This window comes from Kitasatospora phosalacinea (assembly GCF_030268885.1).
GTDB lineage: Bacteria > Actinomycetota > Actinomycetes > Streptomycetales > Streptomycetaceae > Kitasatospora > Kitasatospora phosalacinea_C.
Map to the genome: position 1 here is coordinate 78,356 of NZ_BSSA01000008.1, position 15,109 is coordinate 93,464.

Here is a 15,109-nt window from a genome sequence, read left to right on the forward strand (position 1 = left end):
CCAATGGCCGACACCGCGCTGGACCGGCTCGCCGCCGGCAACTACCTGCTGATCACCAGCTACAAGAAGGACGGCAGCGCCGTCCCCACCCCCGTGTGGGTGGTCCGGGACGGCGACGCCCTCGGGGCGTGGACCGCCGCCGACTCCTGGAAGGTCAAGCGGATCCGGCGGCGCGGCGAGGTGCTGGTCGGCCCGTGCGACGTGCGCGGCAACCCGAGCGGCAAGTCGCTGCCCGCCACCGCCGAGATCGCGGACGCCGCCACCACCGAGCGCTACCGGCAGCTGATCGCCCGCAAGTACGGGCTGATCGGGCGGCTCACCCTGCTCGGCAGCCGGCTGCGCCGCGGGAAGGGCGGCACGGTCGGCATCACCGTCCGGCTCGACCCGCGGCCGGGGGCGGAGTGAGTCCGGCTCAGCCCTCGTAGGGCAGCAGTTCCGGGCGCTTCGCCGGGCGGCCGTCGCCGGAGGAGCGCCCGCGCAGGCGGCGGCCGATCCACGGGCCGACGTGGGTGCCCAGCCAGCGCAGGTCGGCGCGGGCCTTCTCGCCGCGGGTCCGGGGGTCCGGCTCGGCCAGCGGCGCCCGCCAGTCCTCGGCGCACGGGCGGCCGAGCGCCTCCAGCACCGCCAGCGCGACCCGGCGGTGGCCCTCCGGGGAGAGGTGCAGCCGGTCCTCCGCCCAGAGCCTGCGGTCGTCGAACACCGGCGCGGAGAACAGGTCGACCAGCACCGCCCGGCCCGGGTGCTCGCGCACCACGCCCTCCACGAAGCCCTTCATCCGCAGGATGGCGGGCAGCAGGCGGCGGCTGCCCGCCATCCGCCGGGTCGGGTCGGTGGAGGTGAACAGCACCACGGTGCGGCCCTCGGCGATCAGGGCACGGGCGCAGGCGCCGAGCAGCCGCTCGACCTCGGCCACGTCGCAGCCCGGCCGCAGCACGTCGTTCAGGCCGCCCGCCAGCGTCACCAGGTCGGCACCGGCGGCCGCGGCCAGGTCGACCTGCTCGGCCCGGATCTGGCCGATCAGCTTCCCGCGGACGGCCAGGTTGGCGTACCGGAAGCCCTCCGCGCCGGCCTCGGCGGCCAGCGCCGCCGCGACCCGGTCCGCCCAGCCGCGGAAGTGCCCGTCGGCCAGGACCTCGTCGCACATCCCCTCCGTGAACGAGTCGCCCACCGCCACCATCGCCCGGTACTGCCGCACACCGCCTCCTGGGTCGTTCCCGATCGACCCACCACCCTACCGAGGCGTAACCCGGGTGCTCAGGCGCCCACCGGGCGGGGCACCGGACGGGGGACCACCTCCAGCGCCGCCGGGCCGTTGACGATCATGGACGGGATGCGGGCGGGCGGCCGGTCCGGATCGGCCAGCGCCAGGTCGGGCAGGCGGTCGAACAGCGTGCTCAGCGCGATCTCGGTCTCCAGCCGGGCCAGCGGGGCCCCGACGCAGAAGTGCGGGCCGTAGCCGAACGCCAGGTGCCCCTTGTCCGGGCGGGTCGGGTCGAACTCGTCCGGGCGGTCCGGGTGCACCCGCGGGTCCCGCCCGGCGGCGGCGAAGCCGACGATGATCGGGTCGCCCCTGCGGATCAGCACGCCCTCGCCCAGGTCGATGTCCTCCACCGCGTAGCGCAGCGGCACGTGCATCACCGGGCCCTCCAGCCGCAGCGTCTCCTCGATCACGTCCGACCATCCGGTCCCGCCCGCCCGCAGCCGGGCCAACTCCTGAGGGTGGGTGAGCAGTTCGAGGACCGCACTGGTGATCAGGTTGACGGCGGTCTCGAAGCCGCCGGTGATCATCGTGAACAGCGTGCCGGTCAGCTCCTGCTCCGACAGCGGCCGTTCGCCGGGCCGGTCGGACAGCAGCAGGTCACTGGTCAGGTCGGATGCCGGACGGGCCCGCTTGTGCGCCAGCAGCCCGCGCAGCCGGGCGTCCAGGTCGGTCTGGGCGGCCAGCGCGGCGTCCTCGGCGAGCGTGGAGTCCAGCACCGTGTCGATCGCCTCGCACAGCCCGTCCCGCAGCTCCTCCGGCACCCCGAACAGGTCGCAGATCACCGTCAGCGTGAGCGGCCGGGACAGCGCCGTCCGCAGGTCCGCCGACTCCCCGGGCGCCAGCGCCCCCAGCGCGGCCACCAGCCGGTCCGCCGTCGCCTGCACCTGCGGACGCATCGACTCCACCCGGCGCGGCAGGAAGGTCGGCGCGATCCGGCCCCGCGCCCTGCGGTGCTCGGCCCCGTACCGGTTGACGAAACTGTCCTGGAACGCCACCGGCCCCAGCACCCAGCCCTCCGGCACCTCCCCCGCCCCCGGCCAGTGCAGGCGGTGGTCCCGCGACACCCGCGGATCGGTCGTCACCCGCTGGATCGCCTCGTACCCGGTCACCGACCAGGCCCGCACCCCACCCGGCAGCTCCACCAGCACCGCGGGCCCCTGCGCCCGCAGCCCCGCCGCCTCGGCGTGCAGCGCGCTCCCCGCCGGGTCGAGGAAGGGACAGCTGGGAACGGAGGAATCGGACACGGCGTGCTCCTCTCACCGGCACTCCCCGCACCGGCGCTCCCATGCTGCCGTCCACCGCCCGCCCCCCGGAAGCCTCCCCGCGGCATTGTCCTGATTCCGCCCCCGGCTCACCCAACTCCCCTTCCAGCAGCCCCAGTTGGCAGCAGGAACCCCACCCTCCCCCGGGCGGGGGCGGGTGGGGTCGCCGGAGCCGGACTCAGGGGGTGGCGAGGGCGACGGCGGCCTCCGGGGTGTGGAGCTGGAAGGTGAGGGACTCCTGGAGGTAGAGGTGGACGACGGCGTCGTCGTGGGAGAGGTAGCCGATGGAGAGGTCCTCGCCGAGGTGGAGCTCGAAGTCGCCGCCGCGGACGGAGAGGAGGACGGCGCCCTCGACGGCGGGGGCCCAGATGATCTCGCCGTCGAGGAGGCGGGCGAGGTGGTTGTGGACGGGGTAGCCGTGGTCGGAGGTCTCGTTGACGGCGGTGAAGGCGTCGGCGCCGAGCAGGAGGGAGTAGGGGCCGCCGACCCCGGCGAGGCGCAGGGCGGTGAGGGCGCGGCTGACGGCGTTGGGGTACTCGCGGACGTCGGCGGGGAGGTCGACGGGGTGGTTGGTGGAGCCGTCGCGGATGCCGGTGATGCCCGCGGCCGGGTAGCCGTCGAAGAGGGCGCGGTCCTCGGCGAGGGCGATGGTGCGGGCGGCGTCCTTGACCGGGTCCCAGTCGGAGTCCTTGGAGCCGCGCTCGACGTCGTCGACGGCGGCCCGGGTGACGGTGAAGGGCACCCGGAGCTCGACCACCCGGAGCGACTCCCGGGCGCGGGCCTGGACGCCGTTGCCGGGGGCGGCGATGTCGGCGAGGTGGCCGGTGCCGACGGCGGCGAGCTCGGGCCCGTCCGGGCCGGAGAGGTCGACCACCCGGCGCCCGGCGACGTGCAGCCGGAAGGTGCGCCGGGCCTCCTCCTCGATCTCGGCCCAGGCGGCGGCGGAGACGGGCGCCAGGTCGCGGTGCAGGTTGTTCACGGTGCGGAGCTCCTTTTCAGGCTGCCGATGCGGAGGCTGCCGTCCCGGACCGGCGGGGCGGGCACGGCTTCGGCGGCCGGGGCAGGCGCGCCGGGGGCGGGGGGCGGGTCGTTCAGGAAGTCCGCGCTGGGGACGTGGAAGAAGGTGCCGGTGATGGGGGTGGAGAAGTCCAGCAGCCGGTCGTGGGCGGCGGGGCCGCGGCCGAGGAACATGTTGCGGAGCATCTCCTCGGTGACTCCCGGGTCGCGGGCGTAGCCGATGAAGTAGGTGCCGCACTCGCCGCCCTCGGCGAAGGACCCGAACGGCATGTTGAGCCGCCAGATGTCGCGGTCCTCGCCGTCGGGGCCGGTGACGGTGTTCAGCGCGACGTGCGAGTCGGCGGGCTGGGCGGCCTCGTCGAGTTCGACGTTGTCGAGCTTGGTGCGGCCGATCACGCGCTCCTGCTGCTCGGTGCCGATCGCGCGCCAACCGGCCATGTCGTGCAGGTACTTCTGCACGATGACGTAGCTGCCGCCCGCGAAGACCGGGTCCTCGTCGCCGATCAGGACGGCGTCGGCGGCGTCCCGTCCGGTGGGGTTCTCGGTGCCGTCGACGAAGCCGATCAGGTCGCGGCAGTCGAAGTACCGGAAGCCGTGGGTCTCGTCCAGCACGGTGACCCGGTCGCCCAGTCGGCGGCTGACCAGGGAGGCCAACTCGAAGCACAGGTCCATGCGTTCGGCCCGGACGTGCAGCAGCAGGTCACCGGGGGTGGCGGGAGCCAGGTGCCGGGGCCCGGCGAGTTCGACGAAGGGGTGCAGGTGGGCCGGGCGGGGCCCGGCGAACAGGCGGTCCCAGGCGTCGGAGCCGATGCCGAGCACCAGGCTGACCTCCTCCTGCGGCGCCCGGCTGCTGACGCTGCGGGCCAGCCCGCCGAGGTCGGGCAGCAGGTCGCGGACGGTCTGCTCGCCGCCGTCCTCGATCGCGAGCACCAGGAACACGGCGGCCCCGGTCAGCGTGGCGAGGACCGGTTGGGGCTGCGGCATGGCGGATGCTCCCGGAAAGCTGCCGGACGTTCGGACGCCCGCCGACCATACCGGGCAAAAGGGGCGGGACCGCGCGATCACCCCCCGAACGGGCGTGTCCGGCGGGACCGGTGGATTCAGGGGCGGCCGGTGCGGCGCTCCCGGCGCAGCTCGGCGAGCTCCTCGGTCATCCGGGTGAGGAAGCGGACCACGGTGGCGACCTGCTCCGGGGCGAACTCGGCCCGGACCCGGTCGGTGCACTCGGCGACGGGGGCGAACCACTCGCCCGCGATCCGGGCCGCGGCCGGGTGGTAGTGCACGTGCACCTGCCGCCGGTCGGCCTCGTCCCGGGTGCGGTGGACGTGCCCGGCGCGCTCCAGGCGGTCCAGGACGGCGGTCACCGCACCGGAGGTCAGGCCGAGTTCGGCCCGCAGCCCGCCGGGCGTGATGCCGGGCGGGTCGGCCGCCCGCAGCACCGCGAGCAGCGCCTGGACGTCGGTGGCGTGCAGGCCGGAGTCGGCCGCGAAGTCGTGCCCGAGCAGGTTCATCTCGGACGCCAGCCCCTGCAGCAGCCGCCCGAACTCCCGCTGCGCCACCGGCCTCTGTTCCACCGGCCCCTCCTCCGCCACGCCCGTCCACCTGCCCGCCCGGTCACCCGCCGGGCCGGTCACGACCTTAGCTGGCCCGCCCGGTGATCCCCGCCGGGCGGGAGGACGGGAGGCGTCAGACCCGCCCCGAGGCCCGTGCCAGCAGGCCGAGGGCGCCCGGCAGGTCGCGGGGGGCGAGGGCGCCGGGCGGGCGGGCGGCGCGGTGCCAGCCGGGGCCCGCGGTGAGCAGGACGGGGCGCAGGCGGGCCCCGCGGGGGCCCCAGGCGGTGGCGGCGACGGTGCGGGCGGGGCCCGGGTCGGCGGTGGCGCGGGTCTGCGACCAGAGCAGGACGGCGGCCGGGCCGGTGCGGCGGACCGCCTCGGCCAGGGCCCCGGCGGGCAGCGCGGCGCCGAAGACCCGGAACGGCAGGCCGCGTTCGGCGAGCGCGGCGGCCACCGCCTCCAGCGGCAGGGTGTGCTGCTCGCCGGGCATCGCGGCCAGCAGCACCGGCGGCCCGGCCGCGCCCGTGGGGGGTTCGGCGATCCGGCGCAGCGCGCTGGAGACGTGCCAGGACAGCAGGTGCTCGACCTCGACGTACCGCTCCCCGCCGCCCGCGGCCCAGCGGCGTCCGGCGGCGCGCAGCGCGGGCGTCATCACGTCCGTCCAGGCGGCGACGGCGCCCAGCCGGTCGACGCTCGCGCGCAGCAGCCGGGCCACCTCGGGCCCGTCCAGCCGCCGCGCGGCCCGGGCCAGGCCGCGCACCTCGGACGGCGCCGCTCCCGGCGGGGCCGCGGCGACCGGGGGCGGGGCGGTCCGCCCGGCCAGGTCGGGCGCGAGCCGGGCCGCCTCCGCGGGCGTCACCCCGCGGGCGGTGAGGCGGCACATCGCCTCCAGCACGGCCACGTCCCGCGCCGTCCAGCGCCGGTGGCGGCCCGGCTCCCGCTCGGCCGGTCCGATGCCGTAACGGCGCTCCCAGGAACGGACGGTGGCCGGTGACACGCCGAGCAGCCGGGCCACCGACCCGGTGCCCGCTCCGGCCTCGGCGGGGATGTCTGACACGCGGCCAGACTAGGCCCGTCGGAGTGGGCGGGAGAACGGTCCCATCCGACTCGGCACCGACTCCGAACACCTGTGCGCGGGCGGGCTGCCCGTGCCGCCCGAGCCGTCCCACTCGGAGAAGTCTCTCAATGATTGAGATATTCTCCGTGGCATGCCGACCCACGTTCCGACGCCCGCGCGGCGTCTGCGCTTCCTGCTCCCGCTCGCCCTGCTCCTGGTCTGGTTGGCGCTCGGGGGTGCGCTCGGGCCGTTCGCGGGGCGGCTGGGCGAGGTGTCGACCAACGACGGGGCGGCGTTCCTGCCGCGCAGCGCCGAGTCGACCCGGGTCGCGCAGCTGGAGAAGGACTTCCGCACCGAGTCGACGCTGCCGGTGGTGCTGGTCTGGGAGGCGCGCTCCGGGCAGGTGGACGGGGCGCTGCGGGCCGGGGCGGGCGAGGCGCTGGCCGCGGCCGCGCAGGTGCCGGGTGCGGTCGGGCGGCCCTCGCCGCTGCTGCCCTCCGAGGACGGGAGGGCGCTGGAGGCGGTGGTGCAGCTGCGCGCCGACCTCGGGCCGGACACCAAGGAGGCGGTCGCGGCGATCCGCGACCTGGCCGGGCGGGTGCCGGGCGCCACCGCCGGGGTGGCCGGTCCGGCGGCGGTGCTGGCCGACCTGTCGGGGGCGTTCGCGGGCATCGACGGCCTGCTGCTCGGGGTCGCGCTCGGCGTGGTGCTGCTGATCCTGCTGCTGGTGTACCGGGCGGTGCTGCTGCCGCTGCTGGTGATCCTCGGCGCGGTGTTCGCCCTCTCGGCGGCCTGCGCGGTCGTGTACGCGCTGGCGCAGCACGGCGTGGTCCGGGTGGACGGGCAGGTGCAGGGGCTGCTGTCGATCCTGGTGATCGGCGCGGCCACCGACTACGGGCTGCTGCTGTCCGCCCGCTTCCGCGAGGAGCTCGCCGCCGGGCAGGACCGGTACGCCGCCGCCCGCACCGCGCTGCGCCGCTCGGTGGAGCCGATCGCCGCCTCGGGCCTGACGGTGGGCCTGGGCCTGCTCGTCCTGCTGCTGTCCGACCTGACGAACAACCGGGCGCTCGGCCCGGTCGGCGCGATCGGCATCGCCTGCGCGGTGCTGTCCGCGCTGACCTTCCTCCCGGCGGCGCTGGCGCTGTGCGGCCGGGCCGCGTTCTGGCCGGCCCGGCCGCGCACCGACGGGAAGGGCGGTTCGCACCGGGTCTGGCAGCGGGTCGCCGAGCTGGTGGGCCGCCGTCCGCGGGCCCTGTGGGTGGGGTCGGTCGCGGTGCTGGCGGCGCTCGCGGCCTGCTCCCCGCTGCTGGACGCCCGCGGCGTGCCGCAGTCCGAGCTGTTCACCACCGCCCAGCCCTCGGTCGCCGCGCAGCGCCTGCTGTCCGCGCACTTCCCCGGCGGTTCGGGCAACCCGGCGGTGGTCGTGGCCCGGGCGGACCGCGCGGAGGCCGTGACGGCGGCCGCCGCCCCGGTGCCCGGCGTCGCCGCGGTCCGCCCGTACACCGGCGGCGCGCCCACCGACCCGCCGGTGGTCGCCGACGGCCTGGTCCGGCTGGACGCGACGCTGACCGACCCGGCCGACAGCGACGCGGCGCTCGCCACCGTCGCCCGGCTGCGCACCGCCGTGCACGCCGTGGACGGGGCGGACGCGCTGGTCGGCGGCTACTCGGCGCAGCAGGCCGACACCCGGGCCACCGCCCGGCACGACCGGACGCTGATCATGCCGGTGGTGCTGCTGTGCATCCTGGCGGTGCTGGTGCTGCTGCTGCGCTCGGTGCTGGCGCCGGTGCTGCTGGCGGCGACGGTGGCGCTCTCCTACCTGGCCACGCTGGGCGTCTCGGCGCTGGTGTTCCCGCACGTGTTCGGGTTCTCGGCGACCGACCCGTCCGTGCCGCTGTACGGGTTCGTGTTCCTGGTCGCGCTGGGCGTGGACTACAACATCTTCCTGATGACCCGCGTCCGCGAGGAGACCGCGGCGCTCGGCACCCGGGCGGGCGTGCTGCGCGGCCTGACCGCGACCGGCGGGGTGATCACCTCGGCGGGCGTGGTGCTGGCCGCGACCTTCGCGGCGCTGGGCGTCATCCCGCTGGCCTTCCTGGCGCAGATCGCCTTCATCGTGGCCTTCGGCGTGCTGCTGGACACCCTGCTGGTGCGCTCGCTGCTCGTCCCGGCCCTGGTGCACGACCTGGGCGGCCGGGTCTGGTGGCCCGCCCGCGCGGCGGACTGACGCACCGCCGGGCCGGCTCCGCGGCCGGGCCGCGCTTCAGCCGGCGGCCGCGGCCAGCCCGAGCGCCAGGGCGAACGCGGCGGCCAGGCTCCCGTACACGGCGAGGTGGTAGCGGCGGCCGCGGCCGGTGAAGCGGAGCCAGCTGCGGCCGGGTTCGGCGCCGGGCGGGCCGGCCAGGGCGCCGAAGACGGTGGTGGAGAGCAGCAGCATCACCAGGTAGAGCACCCCGGACCAGCCGGTCGGCCCGTGGTCGGGGTCCTCCGCCAGGAGGTCCCCGACCGCGAGCGCCGCCACCATGACCGGCAGGCAGAGCGCCAGGGCGACCAGGGTGGCGGGCCGCCGGTGGCCGCGGCGCTCGCGCCACAGCGGGGCGACGAAGCTCGACGCGGGCATCAGCAGCGGCCCGAGCAGGTACCCCGGGAACGCGCCGTCACCGATCAGCGCCGACAGCGCCCAGGCCGCCAGCGCGATGCCCGTGCCGATGGCCACCCCGGCCGCCCCGGCCCGGAAGCCGTCCCGCGCACCGGCCAGATCCGTCTCGTCCACGCCGGGAACCTACCCCGTCGGCCGGACGCCGTCACCGCCCGGGCCGCTCCTGTGCGTCGAGGACGGCGGTGCCCGCCTCGCGCGCCTCGAAGGCGGCGATCGGTTCGGCGGCCGAGGCGGCCGGGCCGGGGAGGCCGATCGGCAGGACGGCCTGCGGCTCGCCGTCCCGTCCGGCGGGGACGACGTGGGTGGCCGGTTCGCGGTGCCGCAGCGGCGCCCCTCGTCCTCGCCCTCCGGGGTGTCGAACTCGGCGGGCAGGTCGGGGTGTTCGGCGAGGCGGCGGGTGAGGACGGCGCGGCGGTGCCCAGGGTGACGGCGGGGCGGCCCGGGGTGCGGGCGCAGCGGGCGGCGAGGTCGTGGGGCAGCAGGGGGAGGACGCCCTCCTCGCCCTCGTGGCCGTAGCCGGGCAGGGCGTTGACGGCTCGTCCGCCGGGGTCGGCGGAGGTGGTGCCGGGGGCGGGCAGCCGACGGTGCTCAGGAGCCGGCGGTGGTGTACCAGTGCTCGCGGACGGCGTCGGTGGGGCGCGGCTCGCCGAGGTCGGGGCCGCCCCAGCGGGCCAGGGCGTCGAGGACGGGGCGGAGTTCGGCGCCGCGGGGGGTGAGTTCGTAGACGGTGGCGTTGGCGGGGCGCTCCAGGCGGCGGCGTTCGACCAGGCCCTCGCCCTCCAACTGCTTGAGGCGGGTGGCGAGGATGTCGGTGGAGACGCCGGGCAGGTCGGCGTGCAGGTCGGTGTAGCGGCGCGGTCCGCCGAGGAGTTCGCGGACGATCAGGAGGCTCCAGCGCTCCCCCACCGCGTCCAGGGCGCGGGCGACGGCGCAGTACTGGTCGTAGCTTCGGCGTGGCATGCCGTCAGCATAGCCAATAGGTTGGACTTTCCAAGTCCTCACTTGGTAGAACGAAGCAAGCCGGCCGCAGGGGCTCGGTGACGGGTCGGGAGGCCGCTGATGGAGTTTCGCCAGTCCAGCAAGCTGAAGGACGTGTGCTACGAGATCCGTGGCCCGGTCGTCGACACCGCCACCGCACTGGAGGAGGCCGGGCACAGCGTGCTGCGGCTGAACACCGGCAACCCCGCCCCGTTCGGCTTCGAGGCCCCGGAGGAGATCCTCCAGGACATCATCCGCAACCTGCCCAACGCGCACGGCTACTCCGACTCGCGCGGCATCCTCCCCGCCCGCCGCGCCGTCGTGCAGTACTACCAGCAGCGCGGCGTCGCGGGCGTCGGCGTCGACGACGTCTACCTGGGCAACGGCGTCTCCGAGCTGATCCAGATGGCCGTCCAGGCGCTGGTGGACGACGGCGACGAGGTGCTCGTCCCGATGCCGGACTACCCGCTGTGGACGGCCGTGGTGCGGTTCGCGGGCGGCAAGGCGGTGCACTACCTGTGCGACGAGGAGTCCGACTGGTACCCGGACCTGGACGACATCGCCGCCAAGATCACCCACCGCACCAAGGCGATCGTGGTGATCAACCCGAACAACCCGACCGGCGCGGTCTACCCGAAGGAACTGCTGGAGGGCGTCCTCGACCTGGCCCGCCGCCACCACCTGCTGGTCTTCGCCGACGAGATCTACGACAAGATCCTCTACGACGACACCGAGCACCACTGCCTGGCCGCGCTCTCCGACGACGTGGTCACCCTCACCTTCAACGGCCTGTCCAAGGCGTACCGGGTGGCCGGCTTCCGCAGCGGCTGGCTCGCGGTCTCCGGCCCCAGGGAGCACGCCAAGGACTACCTGGAGGGCCTGACCATGCTGGCCTCGATGCGGCTGTGCCCCAACGTGCCCGCGCAGTACGCCGTGCAGGCCGCGCTCGGCGGCCGGCAGTCCATCAACGACCTGGTGCTGCCCAACGGCCGGCTCACCGAGCAGCGCGACGTCACCTGGCGGGCCCTGAACGAGATCCCCGGCGTCTCCTGCGTCAAGCCGCGCGGCGCGCTGTACGCCTTCGCCAAGCTCGACCCGGCCGTCCACCGGATCGTCGACGACGAGCGCTTCGTACTGGACCTGCTGCTCCGCGAGAAGATCCACATCGTCCAGGGCACCGGCTTCAACTGGCCACGCCCCGACCACTTCCGCTTCGTCACCCTGCCGCGCGCCGACGAACTGGAGACCGCGATCAACCGGATCGGCCGCTTCCTGGCCACCTACCGGCAGTAGCGGCGACGCCGACGGCTCAGCGCCCGCCCGGGAGGGGCAAGGACGGGGGAAGGGGCAGGGGCGGGGAGGGCCAGGACGAGGCGCCCGGCCCGGGCCCGCCCCCCGTCGGGCTCTCGTGGTCGGTGCCCCACACCCCCAGGGCCACCAGGCCGCACAGGCCCAGCACCGACCACCCCAACTGGACCTTCTCCCACCTGATCTGCCGCGCCACCCGCTCCCCCGCCACGGTCCTTTCCTCGGAACCGGACGGACCCGGCACCCGCCCCCGCACCCGCAATGAACCACCGCTCCCGGCGGGGGAGTTGGCGGATCCGGCGCCCCCTCCCCCGCGGTGCCGGTTCAGCGGTCGCCCGAGAAGGGCCGGAACCCGGTCGGCGACGGTGACGGCCGGGGCGCCCGGGTCGGCTGCCCCGGCTCGGTCGGGAGCGGGGGCGCGTTCCAGCCGTCCAGGTCGGCCATCAGCTTCTCGGCCAGCGCGGGCAGCAGATCGCCGTCCGTGAGGCCGCCGTCCTCCCGCCACAGGGACACCTCGAGGGAACCGCCGCTGCCGTCCGCGTTCCGGGCCACCACGAGGTGGTACGCCGTGCCGGGGTCGCGCGTGGGCGCGGGGGCCGCACCGGGACCCGAACCCGAGCCGCCGGTACCGAGGTCGAGGGTCACCCAGTGCAGCTGCTCCGCGTAGGCGACCGCGGGCCGCCCGGCCACCGGCGCCACCTCGCGGGCGCTCACCCGGGCGCTGTCCAGCATCAGGTCGTACGGGACGGTGCGGCTCTCGGACACCGCGGCGTTCACCTTGCCGACCTGCACCTGCGCCGCCCCGACGTCCCACCGCGTGTAGGAGCCGACCCCGGCGGACACCACGTGCTCGCCCGGGGCGCCGACCAGTTCCGCCAGGTCGGGGCGGTTCAGCGCGGCGCACATCGCCGGGTAGCCGGCCGGCTCGCCCTCCTTGACCGGACGGCACAGGACGGGCTTGCCGTCCGCGGACCCCGTCCCGTCCCCCCGGGGGTCCGATCCCTGCGCCGAGTGCCAGATCAGCCCGCCCACCAGGACGAACACCCCCACCACGAAGCGCACCGCGATCCTCCGACCGACCCCCGCCAGGTACTCCTGCATGATCCTCCTCGAACTGAAGCCCGCAGAACATAGCACTTCCGTTCGAACTCGCACCGACCTTTTCCACCAGGGCCGTTGGCGGTGCGCGCCCGGACGGAACGGCCGCGCCGGACCGCCGGGGCGGCGGGGCGGACCCGTGCGCGGGCCGTCGGGTCGCTTGCGCCGCGGGGCACCCGGGTTGCCGATCGATAACGAAACCGCCACCCGGCCTCCACCGGTCGCACACACTCGGAAGGATGACGGACCGTCCAGAACCGTCCCCTCGAGATGAGCCGTCGTGTCCCTCTCCCTCCGCCTGCGCCGGGCCTCCGCCGCCGGTGCGCTGCTCGCCGCCGCCCTGTTCGCCACCGCCTGCGAACCGACCGACTCGACGGCGCCGCCCTCCCCCGCCGCCACGCACAGCAGCAGCGCCCCCGCCCCGAGCCCGAGTCCGACGCCGACGCCGAGCCCGACGCCGACCCCCAGCCCGACGCCGACGCCGACGCCGACGCCCGAACCGACCGTCGCGCCGACCACCGAGGCGCCGAAGCCCACCCCCACCACCGCCCGCACCACCAGCAGGCCGCCCGCCCAGCCGACCCCGACGCCGACCCGCACCCAGCAGGCCGCGGGCTGCCACCCGCTGTCCAACGCGGGCAACTGCTACCAGGCGGGCCAGTTCTGCCGCGCCTCCGACCACGGCGTGTCGGGCACCGACGCCTCCGGCCGGGTCATCGTCTGCACGGACAGGAACGGCTGGCGCTGGGTCGCCTCCTGAGCCGCCGCCCGAGCCCTACCGGCGCGGCCCGTACATGATCACGCCCACGCCGACCAGGCAGACCAACGCCCCCGCCACGTCCCACCGGGTGGGCCGGAAGCCGTCCAGCAGCACGCCCCACAGCAGCGACCCGGCCACGAACACCCCGCCGTACGCGGCCAGCACCCGCCCGAAGTTCGCGTCCGGCTGCCACGCCGCGGTGAACCCGTACAGCCCCAGCGCCACCACCCCGAGCCCGGCCAGCCACCACGGCCGGGACTCGCGGACGGACTGCCAGACCAGCCAGCAGCCGCCGATCTCCAGGACGGCGGCCAGGGCGAACAGCAGGATCGAACGGACGGTGCTCACCGCCCCACCCTAGACGGAGCCGCCCCGGACCCGACGGGGTCGGGTCCGGGGCGGGGGGCCGTCCGGTCGTCAGTGGCCGTGGGTGGTGCGGCCCGCGCGGCGGACGATGGTGTAGTGGTCGATCCGGGTGCCGTTCTCGGCCAGGGCGGTCACCTGCATGGTGGTGTTCGCGCCGCGGTGGGCCGGGGTGACGTCGACCTTGATGAAGGAGTAGCCGGTGTAGCGGACCCGGGACCAGGCGACGGTCTCGGGGGCCTTCACCGCGCCCTTCTCGAAGTGGTAGGTGGCGACCTCGTCCTGGTGGTTCTCGTGGCCCTCGTAGGTGTCGGGGGCGTCGAAGTAGTAGAGGCTGCGGCCGGCCGCGCCCGCGGTGACGTAGACCACGCCGTCCTTGTCCGGGTCGACCGTCTCGCCGCTGGGGACGGCCTTGCTGACCTTGTTGCCGAGGATCGCGTCGGTGCGCTCGTAGACGTGGTTGTGGCCGTTGACGACCAGGTCCACCCGGTACTTCTCGAACAGCGGGACCCAGGCCTCGCGGACGCCGCCCTCGGAGGCGTGCTGGTGGGTGGTGGAGAAGGCGCAGTGGTGGAAGAAGACGACGACGAAGTCGATCGACTCGTCGGCCCGCAGCTCGCGCAGCTTGCGCTCCAGCCACTGGGTCTGCTGCCCGTTGGTGTAGCCGAAGTTGACCGGGATCTCGTACGAGACGTCGTTGGCGTCCAGCGAGATCACGCCGACGTTGCCGTAGATGAAGGCGTAGACGCCGGGGGCCCTGCGCGGGTCCGGGCCGTTGGTGGGCAGGGTGAAGCGGGCGTCGTCGCCGCCGTAGCCGTTGTGGGAGTACCAGGCCTCCATGTCGTGGTTGCCGTAGGAGACCATCCACGGGATCCTCGCGGCCACCGGCTCGGTCTGCGCCAGGAAGGCGTCCCAGGTCAGCGCGTTGAAGGCCGACCTGTCGCTGTCCAGGCCCTGGCCCATCGGGTCGGCGTAGCAGATGTCGCCCGCGTGCAGGTGGAAGACCGGGTTCTGGGCCAGGATCACGTTGTCGTTGCCCGCCGCGTGGGCGGAGACGCCCTGGTCGCCGAAGGCGGTGAAGGTGAACGGCTCGAACGGGCGGTTGTGGCGGCCGTGGCGGGACGGTGCGGTGGTGAAGGTCTGCAGGGTGGAGATCGCCTGCTGCGAGGCCGGGTCGAAGCCCTCGTGGCCGACGCCGTAGTAGTAGGTGGTGCCCGGCTGCAGGTGGTCCAGCTCCACGTGCAGGTAGTACTGGTCGACCGGGGTGCCGGTCGGGGTGAGCGCCGGGGTGTGCAGGGCGCGCACCTCGGCCTCGATCCTGCCGCTCAGCTCCCACGGGTGGCGGCCGAAGCGCAGGAACGGCTTCCGCACCGCGGCCGGCACCTGCCAGGACACCCGCATCTGGGTGCCCGCGTCGGCGCCGAACTGCAGGTGGCGGCCGACCGGCGCGACCAGCGAACCGGTCACCCCGTCGGTCGGGCTGCCGGTCCTCGCGGCCGGGTCGGCGAACGCCGTGCCGGAGCCCAGCGCCCCGCCGACGGCCAGCGCGCCGACCGTGACCGCGCCGGAGCGCAGCAGGGTGCGGCGGGACAACTTGCTGCGCAGGTACTCGTGCTGCTCCGCCATGCTCATGCGGGCGGCGAGCGCGGCGGGCACGCCCATGTTCGGGATATCCATGCGCGGGAGACTGTCAGCGGCCGGTGGCCGCGGCCCTGATGGTCGGTGAACGACCGTCATCGTGTCGGTCTGGCTCCGCACATGATCCGGCCATGGGATGGTAAAACCGCTCCCGG

At 75.4% G+C, this 15,109-nt stretch carries 15 protein-coding genes and 1 pseudogene; 4 read left to right on the plus strand and 12 right to left on the minus strand.

Features of this window, described 5'->3' with window-relative positions; translation table 11 throughout:
- Positions 1 to 3 precede the first annotated feature (3 nt).
- Positions 4 to 405: a PPOX class F420-dependent oxidoreductase gene (locus QSK52_RS14165; protein WP_285736367.1), complete on the plus strand. Its 402-nt coding sequence runs from the start codon at positions 4 to 6 to the stop codon at positions 403 to 405.
- 7 nt (positions 406 to 412) lie between these two features.
- Here the strand turns inward: QSK52_RS14165 and QSK52_RS14170 are convergent, their stop codons facing one another.
- The 6 genes from QSK52_RS14170 to QSK52_RS14195 all read right to left on the minus strand — a co-directional run bounded on the left by QSK52_RS14170 (position 413) and on the right by QSK52_RS14195 (position 6,150).
- Complete coding sequence (locus tag QSK52_RS14170) at positions 413 to 1,195, minus strand: SGNH/GDSL hydrolase family protein (protein ID WP_285736368.1); 783 nt, start codon at positions 1,193 to 1,195, stop codon at positions 413 to 415.
- Positions 1,196 to 1,254: 59 nt separating this feature from the next.
- Complete coding sequence (locus tag QSK52_RS14175) at positions 1,255 to 2,505, minus strand: cytochrome P450 family protein (RefSeq protein ID WP_285736369.1); 1,251 nt, start codon at positions 2,503 to 2,505, stop codon at positions 1,255 to 1,257.
- 196 nt (positions 2,506 to 2,701) lie between these two features.
- On the minus strand, positions 2,702 to 3,502 hold the full coding sequence (locus tag QSK52_RS14180) for a family 1 encapsulin nanocompartment shell protein (protein WP_285736370.1): 801 nt from the start codon (positions 3,500 to 3,502) through the stop codon (positions 2,702 to 2,704).
- Positions 3,499 to 4,524 carry a Dyp-type peroxidase gene (locus QSK52_RS14185; protein ID WP_285736371.1) on the minus strand — a complete coding sequence of 342 codons (1,026 nt, stop codon included), beginning with the start codon at positions 4,522 to 4,524 and terminating at the stop codon, positions 3,499 to 3,501. Before QSK52_RS14185 ends, QSK52_RS14180 begins: the two co-directional genes overlap by 4 nt.
- 116 nt (positions 4,525 to 4,640) lie before the next feature.
- Positions 4,641 to 5,114, minus strand: a complete 474-nt coding sequence (locus QSK52_RS14190) for a MarR family winged helix-turn-helix transcriptional regulator (RefSeq protein WP_285736372.1) — start codon at positions 5,112 to 5,114, stop codon at positions 4,641 to 4,643.
- A 112-nt stretch (positions 5,115 to 5,226) separates the two neighbouring features.
- Entirely contained in the window at positions 5,227 to 6,150 is a 924-nt protein-coding gene (locus QSK52_RS14195) for a MerR family transcriptional regulator (RefSeq protein WP_285736373.1), read from the minus strand.
- 151 nt (positions 6,151 to 6,301) lie between these two features.
- Here QSK52_RS14195 and QSK52_RS14200 point away from each other — a divergent pair, with 151 nt between their 5' ends.
- Entirely contained in the window at positions 6,302 to 8,377 is a 2,076-nt protein-coding gene (locus QSK52_RS14200; protein ID WP_285736374.1) for an MMPL family transporter, read from the plus strand.
- 36 nt (positions 8,378 to 8,413) lie between these two features.
- Here QSK52_RS14200 and QSK52_RS14205 read toward each other — a convergent pair whose 3' ends face one another.
- Complete coding sequence (locus tag QSK52_RS14205; RefSeq protein ID WP_285736375.1) at positions 8,414 to 8,923, minus strand: hypothetical protein; 510 nt, start codon at positions 8,921 to 8,923, stop codon at positions 8,414 to 8,416.
- Positions 8,924 to 9,415: 492 nt separating this feature from the next.
- Positions 9,416 to 9,769: pseudogene (locus QSK52_RS14210) on the minus strand (winged helix-turn-helix transcriptional regulator); the annotation flags it as partial.
- A gap of 99 nt (positions 9,770 to 9,868) precedes the next feature.
- Here QSK52_RS14210 and QSK52_RS14215 point away from each other — a divergent pair.
- Positions 9,869 to 11,080, plus strand: a complete 1,212-nt coding sequence (locus tag QSK52_RS14215; protein WP_285736376.1) for a pyridoxal phosphate-dependent aminotransferase — start codon at positions 9,869 to 9,871, stop codon at positions 11,078 to 11,080.
- Between the two features lie 16 nt (positions 11,081 to 11,096).
- Here QSK52_RS14215 and QSK52_RS14220 read toward each other — a convergent pair whose 3' ends face one another.
- The gene (locus QSK52_RS14220) at positions 11,097 to 11,306 is read right to left on the minus strand and encodes a hypothetical protein (RefSeq protein WP_285736377.1); all 210 of its coding nucleotides are present in this window, start codon (positions 11,304 to 11,306) and stop codon (positions 11,097 to 11,099) included.
- A gap of 113 nt (positions 11,307 to 11,419) precedes the next feature.
- A complete protein-coding gene (locus tag QSK52_RS14225; RefSeq protein WP_285736378.1) occupies positions 11,420 to 12,196 on the minus strand; it encodes a DUF6215 domain-containing protein in 777 nt (258 codons plus the stop codon).
- Positions 12,197 to 12,473: 277 nt separating this feature from the next.
- On the opposite strand from QSK52_RS14225, the gene QSK52_RS14230 reads away from it, so the two are divergent.
- Positions 12,474 to 12,953, plus strand: a complete 480-nt coding sequence (locus QSK52_RS14230; RefSeq protein WP_285736379.1) for a hypothetical protein — start codon at positions 12,474 to 12,476, stop codon at positions 12,951 to 12,953.
- A 15-nt stretch (positions 12,954 to 12,968) separates the two neighbouring features.
- On the opposite strand, the gene QSK52_RS14235 is transcribed toward QSK52_RS14230, so the two are convergent.
- Both QSK52_RS14235 and QSK52_RS14240 read right to left on the minus strand, forming a co-directional pair.
- A complete protein-coding gene (locus QSK52_RS14235; protein ID WP_285736380.1) occupies positions 12,969 to 13,301 on the minus strand; it encodes a YnfA family protein in 333 nt (110 codons plus the stop codon).
- A 69-nt stretch (positions 13,302 to 13,370) separates the two neighbouring features.
- Entirely contained in the window at positions 13,371 to 14,993 is a 1,623-nt protein-coding gene (locus tag QSK52_RS14240; protein ID WP_285736381.1) for a purple acid phosphatase family protein, read from the minus strand.
- Positions 14,994 to 15,109: the final 116 nt, after the last annotated feature.

Bases quoted from the DNA above. Each gene is read 5' to 3' on its own strand.
- QSK52_RS14200 (WP_285736374.1), top strand. From the start codon at position 6,302: ATGCCGACCCACGTTCCGACGCCCGCGCGGCGTCTGCGCTTCCTGCTC.
- QSK52_RS14240 (WP_285736381.1), bottom strand. From the start codon at position 14,993: ATGGATATCCCGAACATGGGCGTGCCCGCCGCGCTCGCCGCCCGCATG.
- QSK52_RS14165 (WP_285736367.1), top strand. From the start codon at position 4: ATGGCCGACACCGCGCTGGACCGGCTCGCCGCCGGCAACTACCTGCTG.
- QSK52_RS14215 (WP_285736376.1), top strand. From the start codon at position 9,869: ATGGAGTTTCGCCAGTCCAGCAAGCTGAAGGACGTGTGCTACGAGATC.
- QSK52_RS14225 (WP_285736378.1), bottom strand. From the start codon at position 12,196: ATGCAGGAGTACCTGGCGGGGGTCGGTCGGAGGATCGCGGTGCGCTTC.
- QSK52_RS14185 (WP_285736371.1), bottom strand. From the start codon at position 4,524: ATGCCGCAGCCCCAACCGGTCCTCGCCACGCTGACCGGGGCCGCCGTG.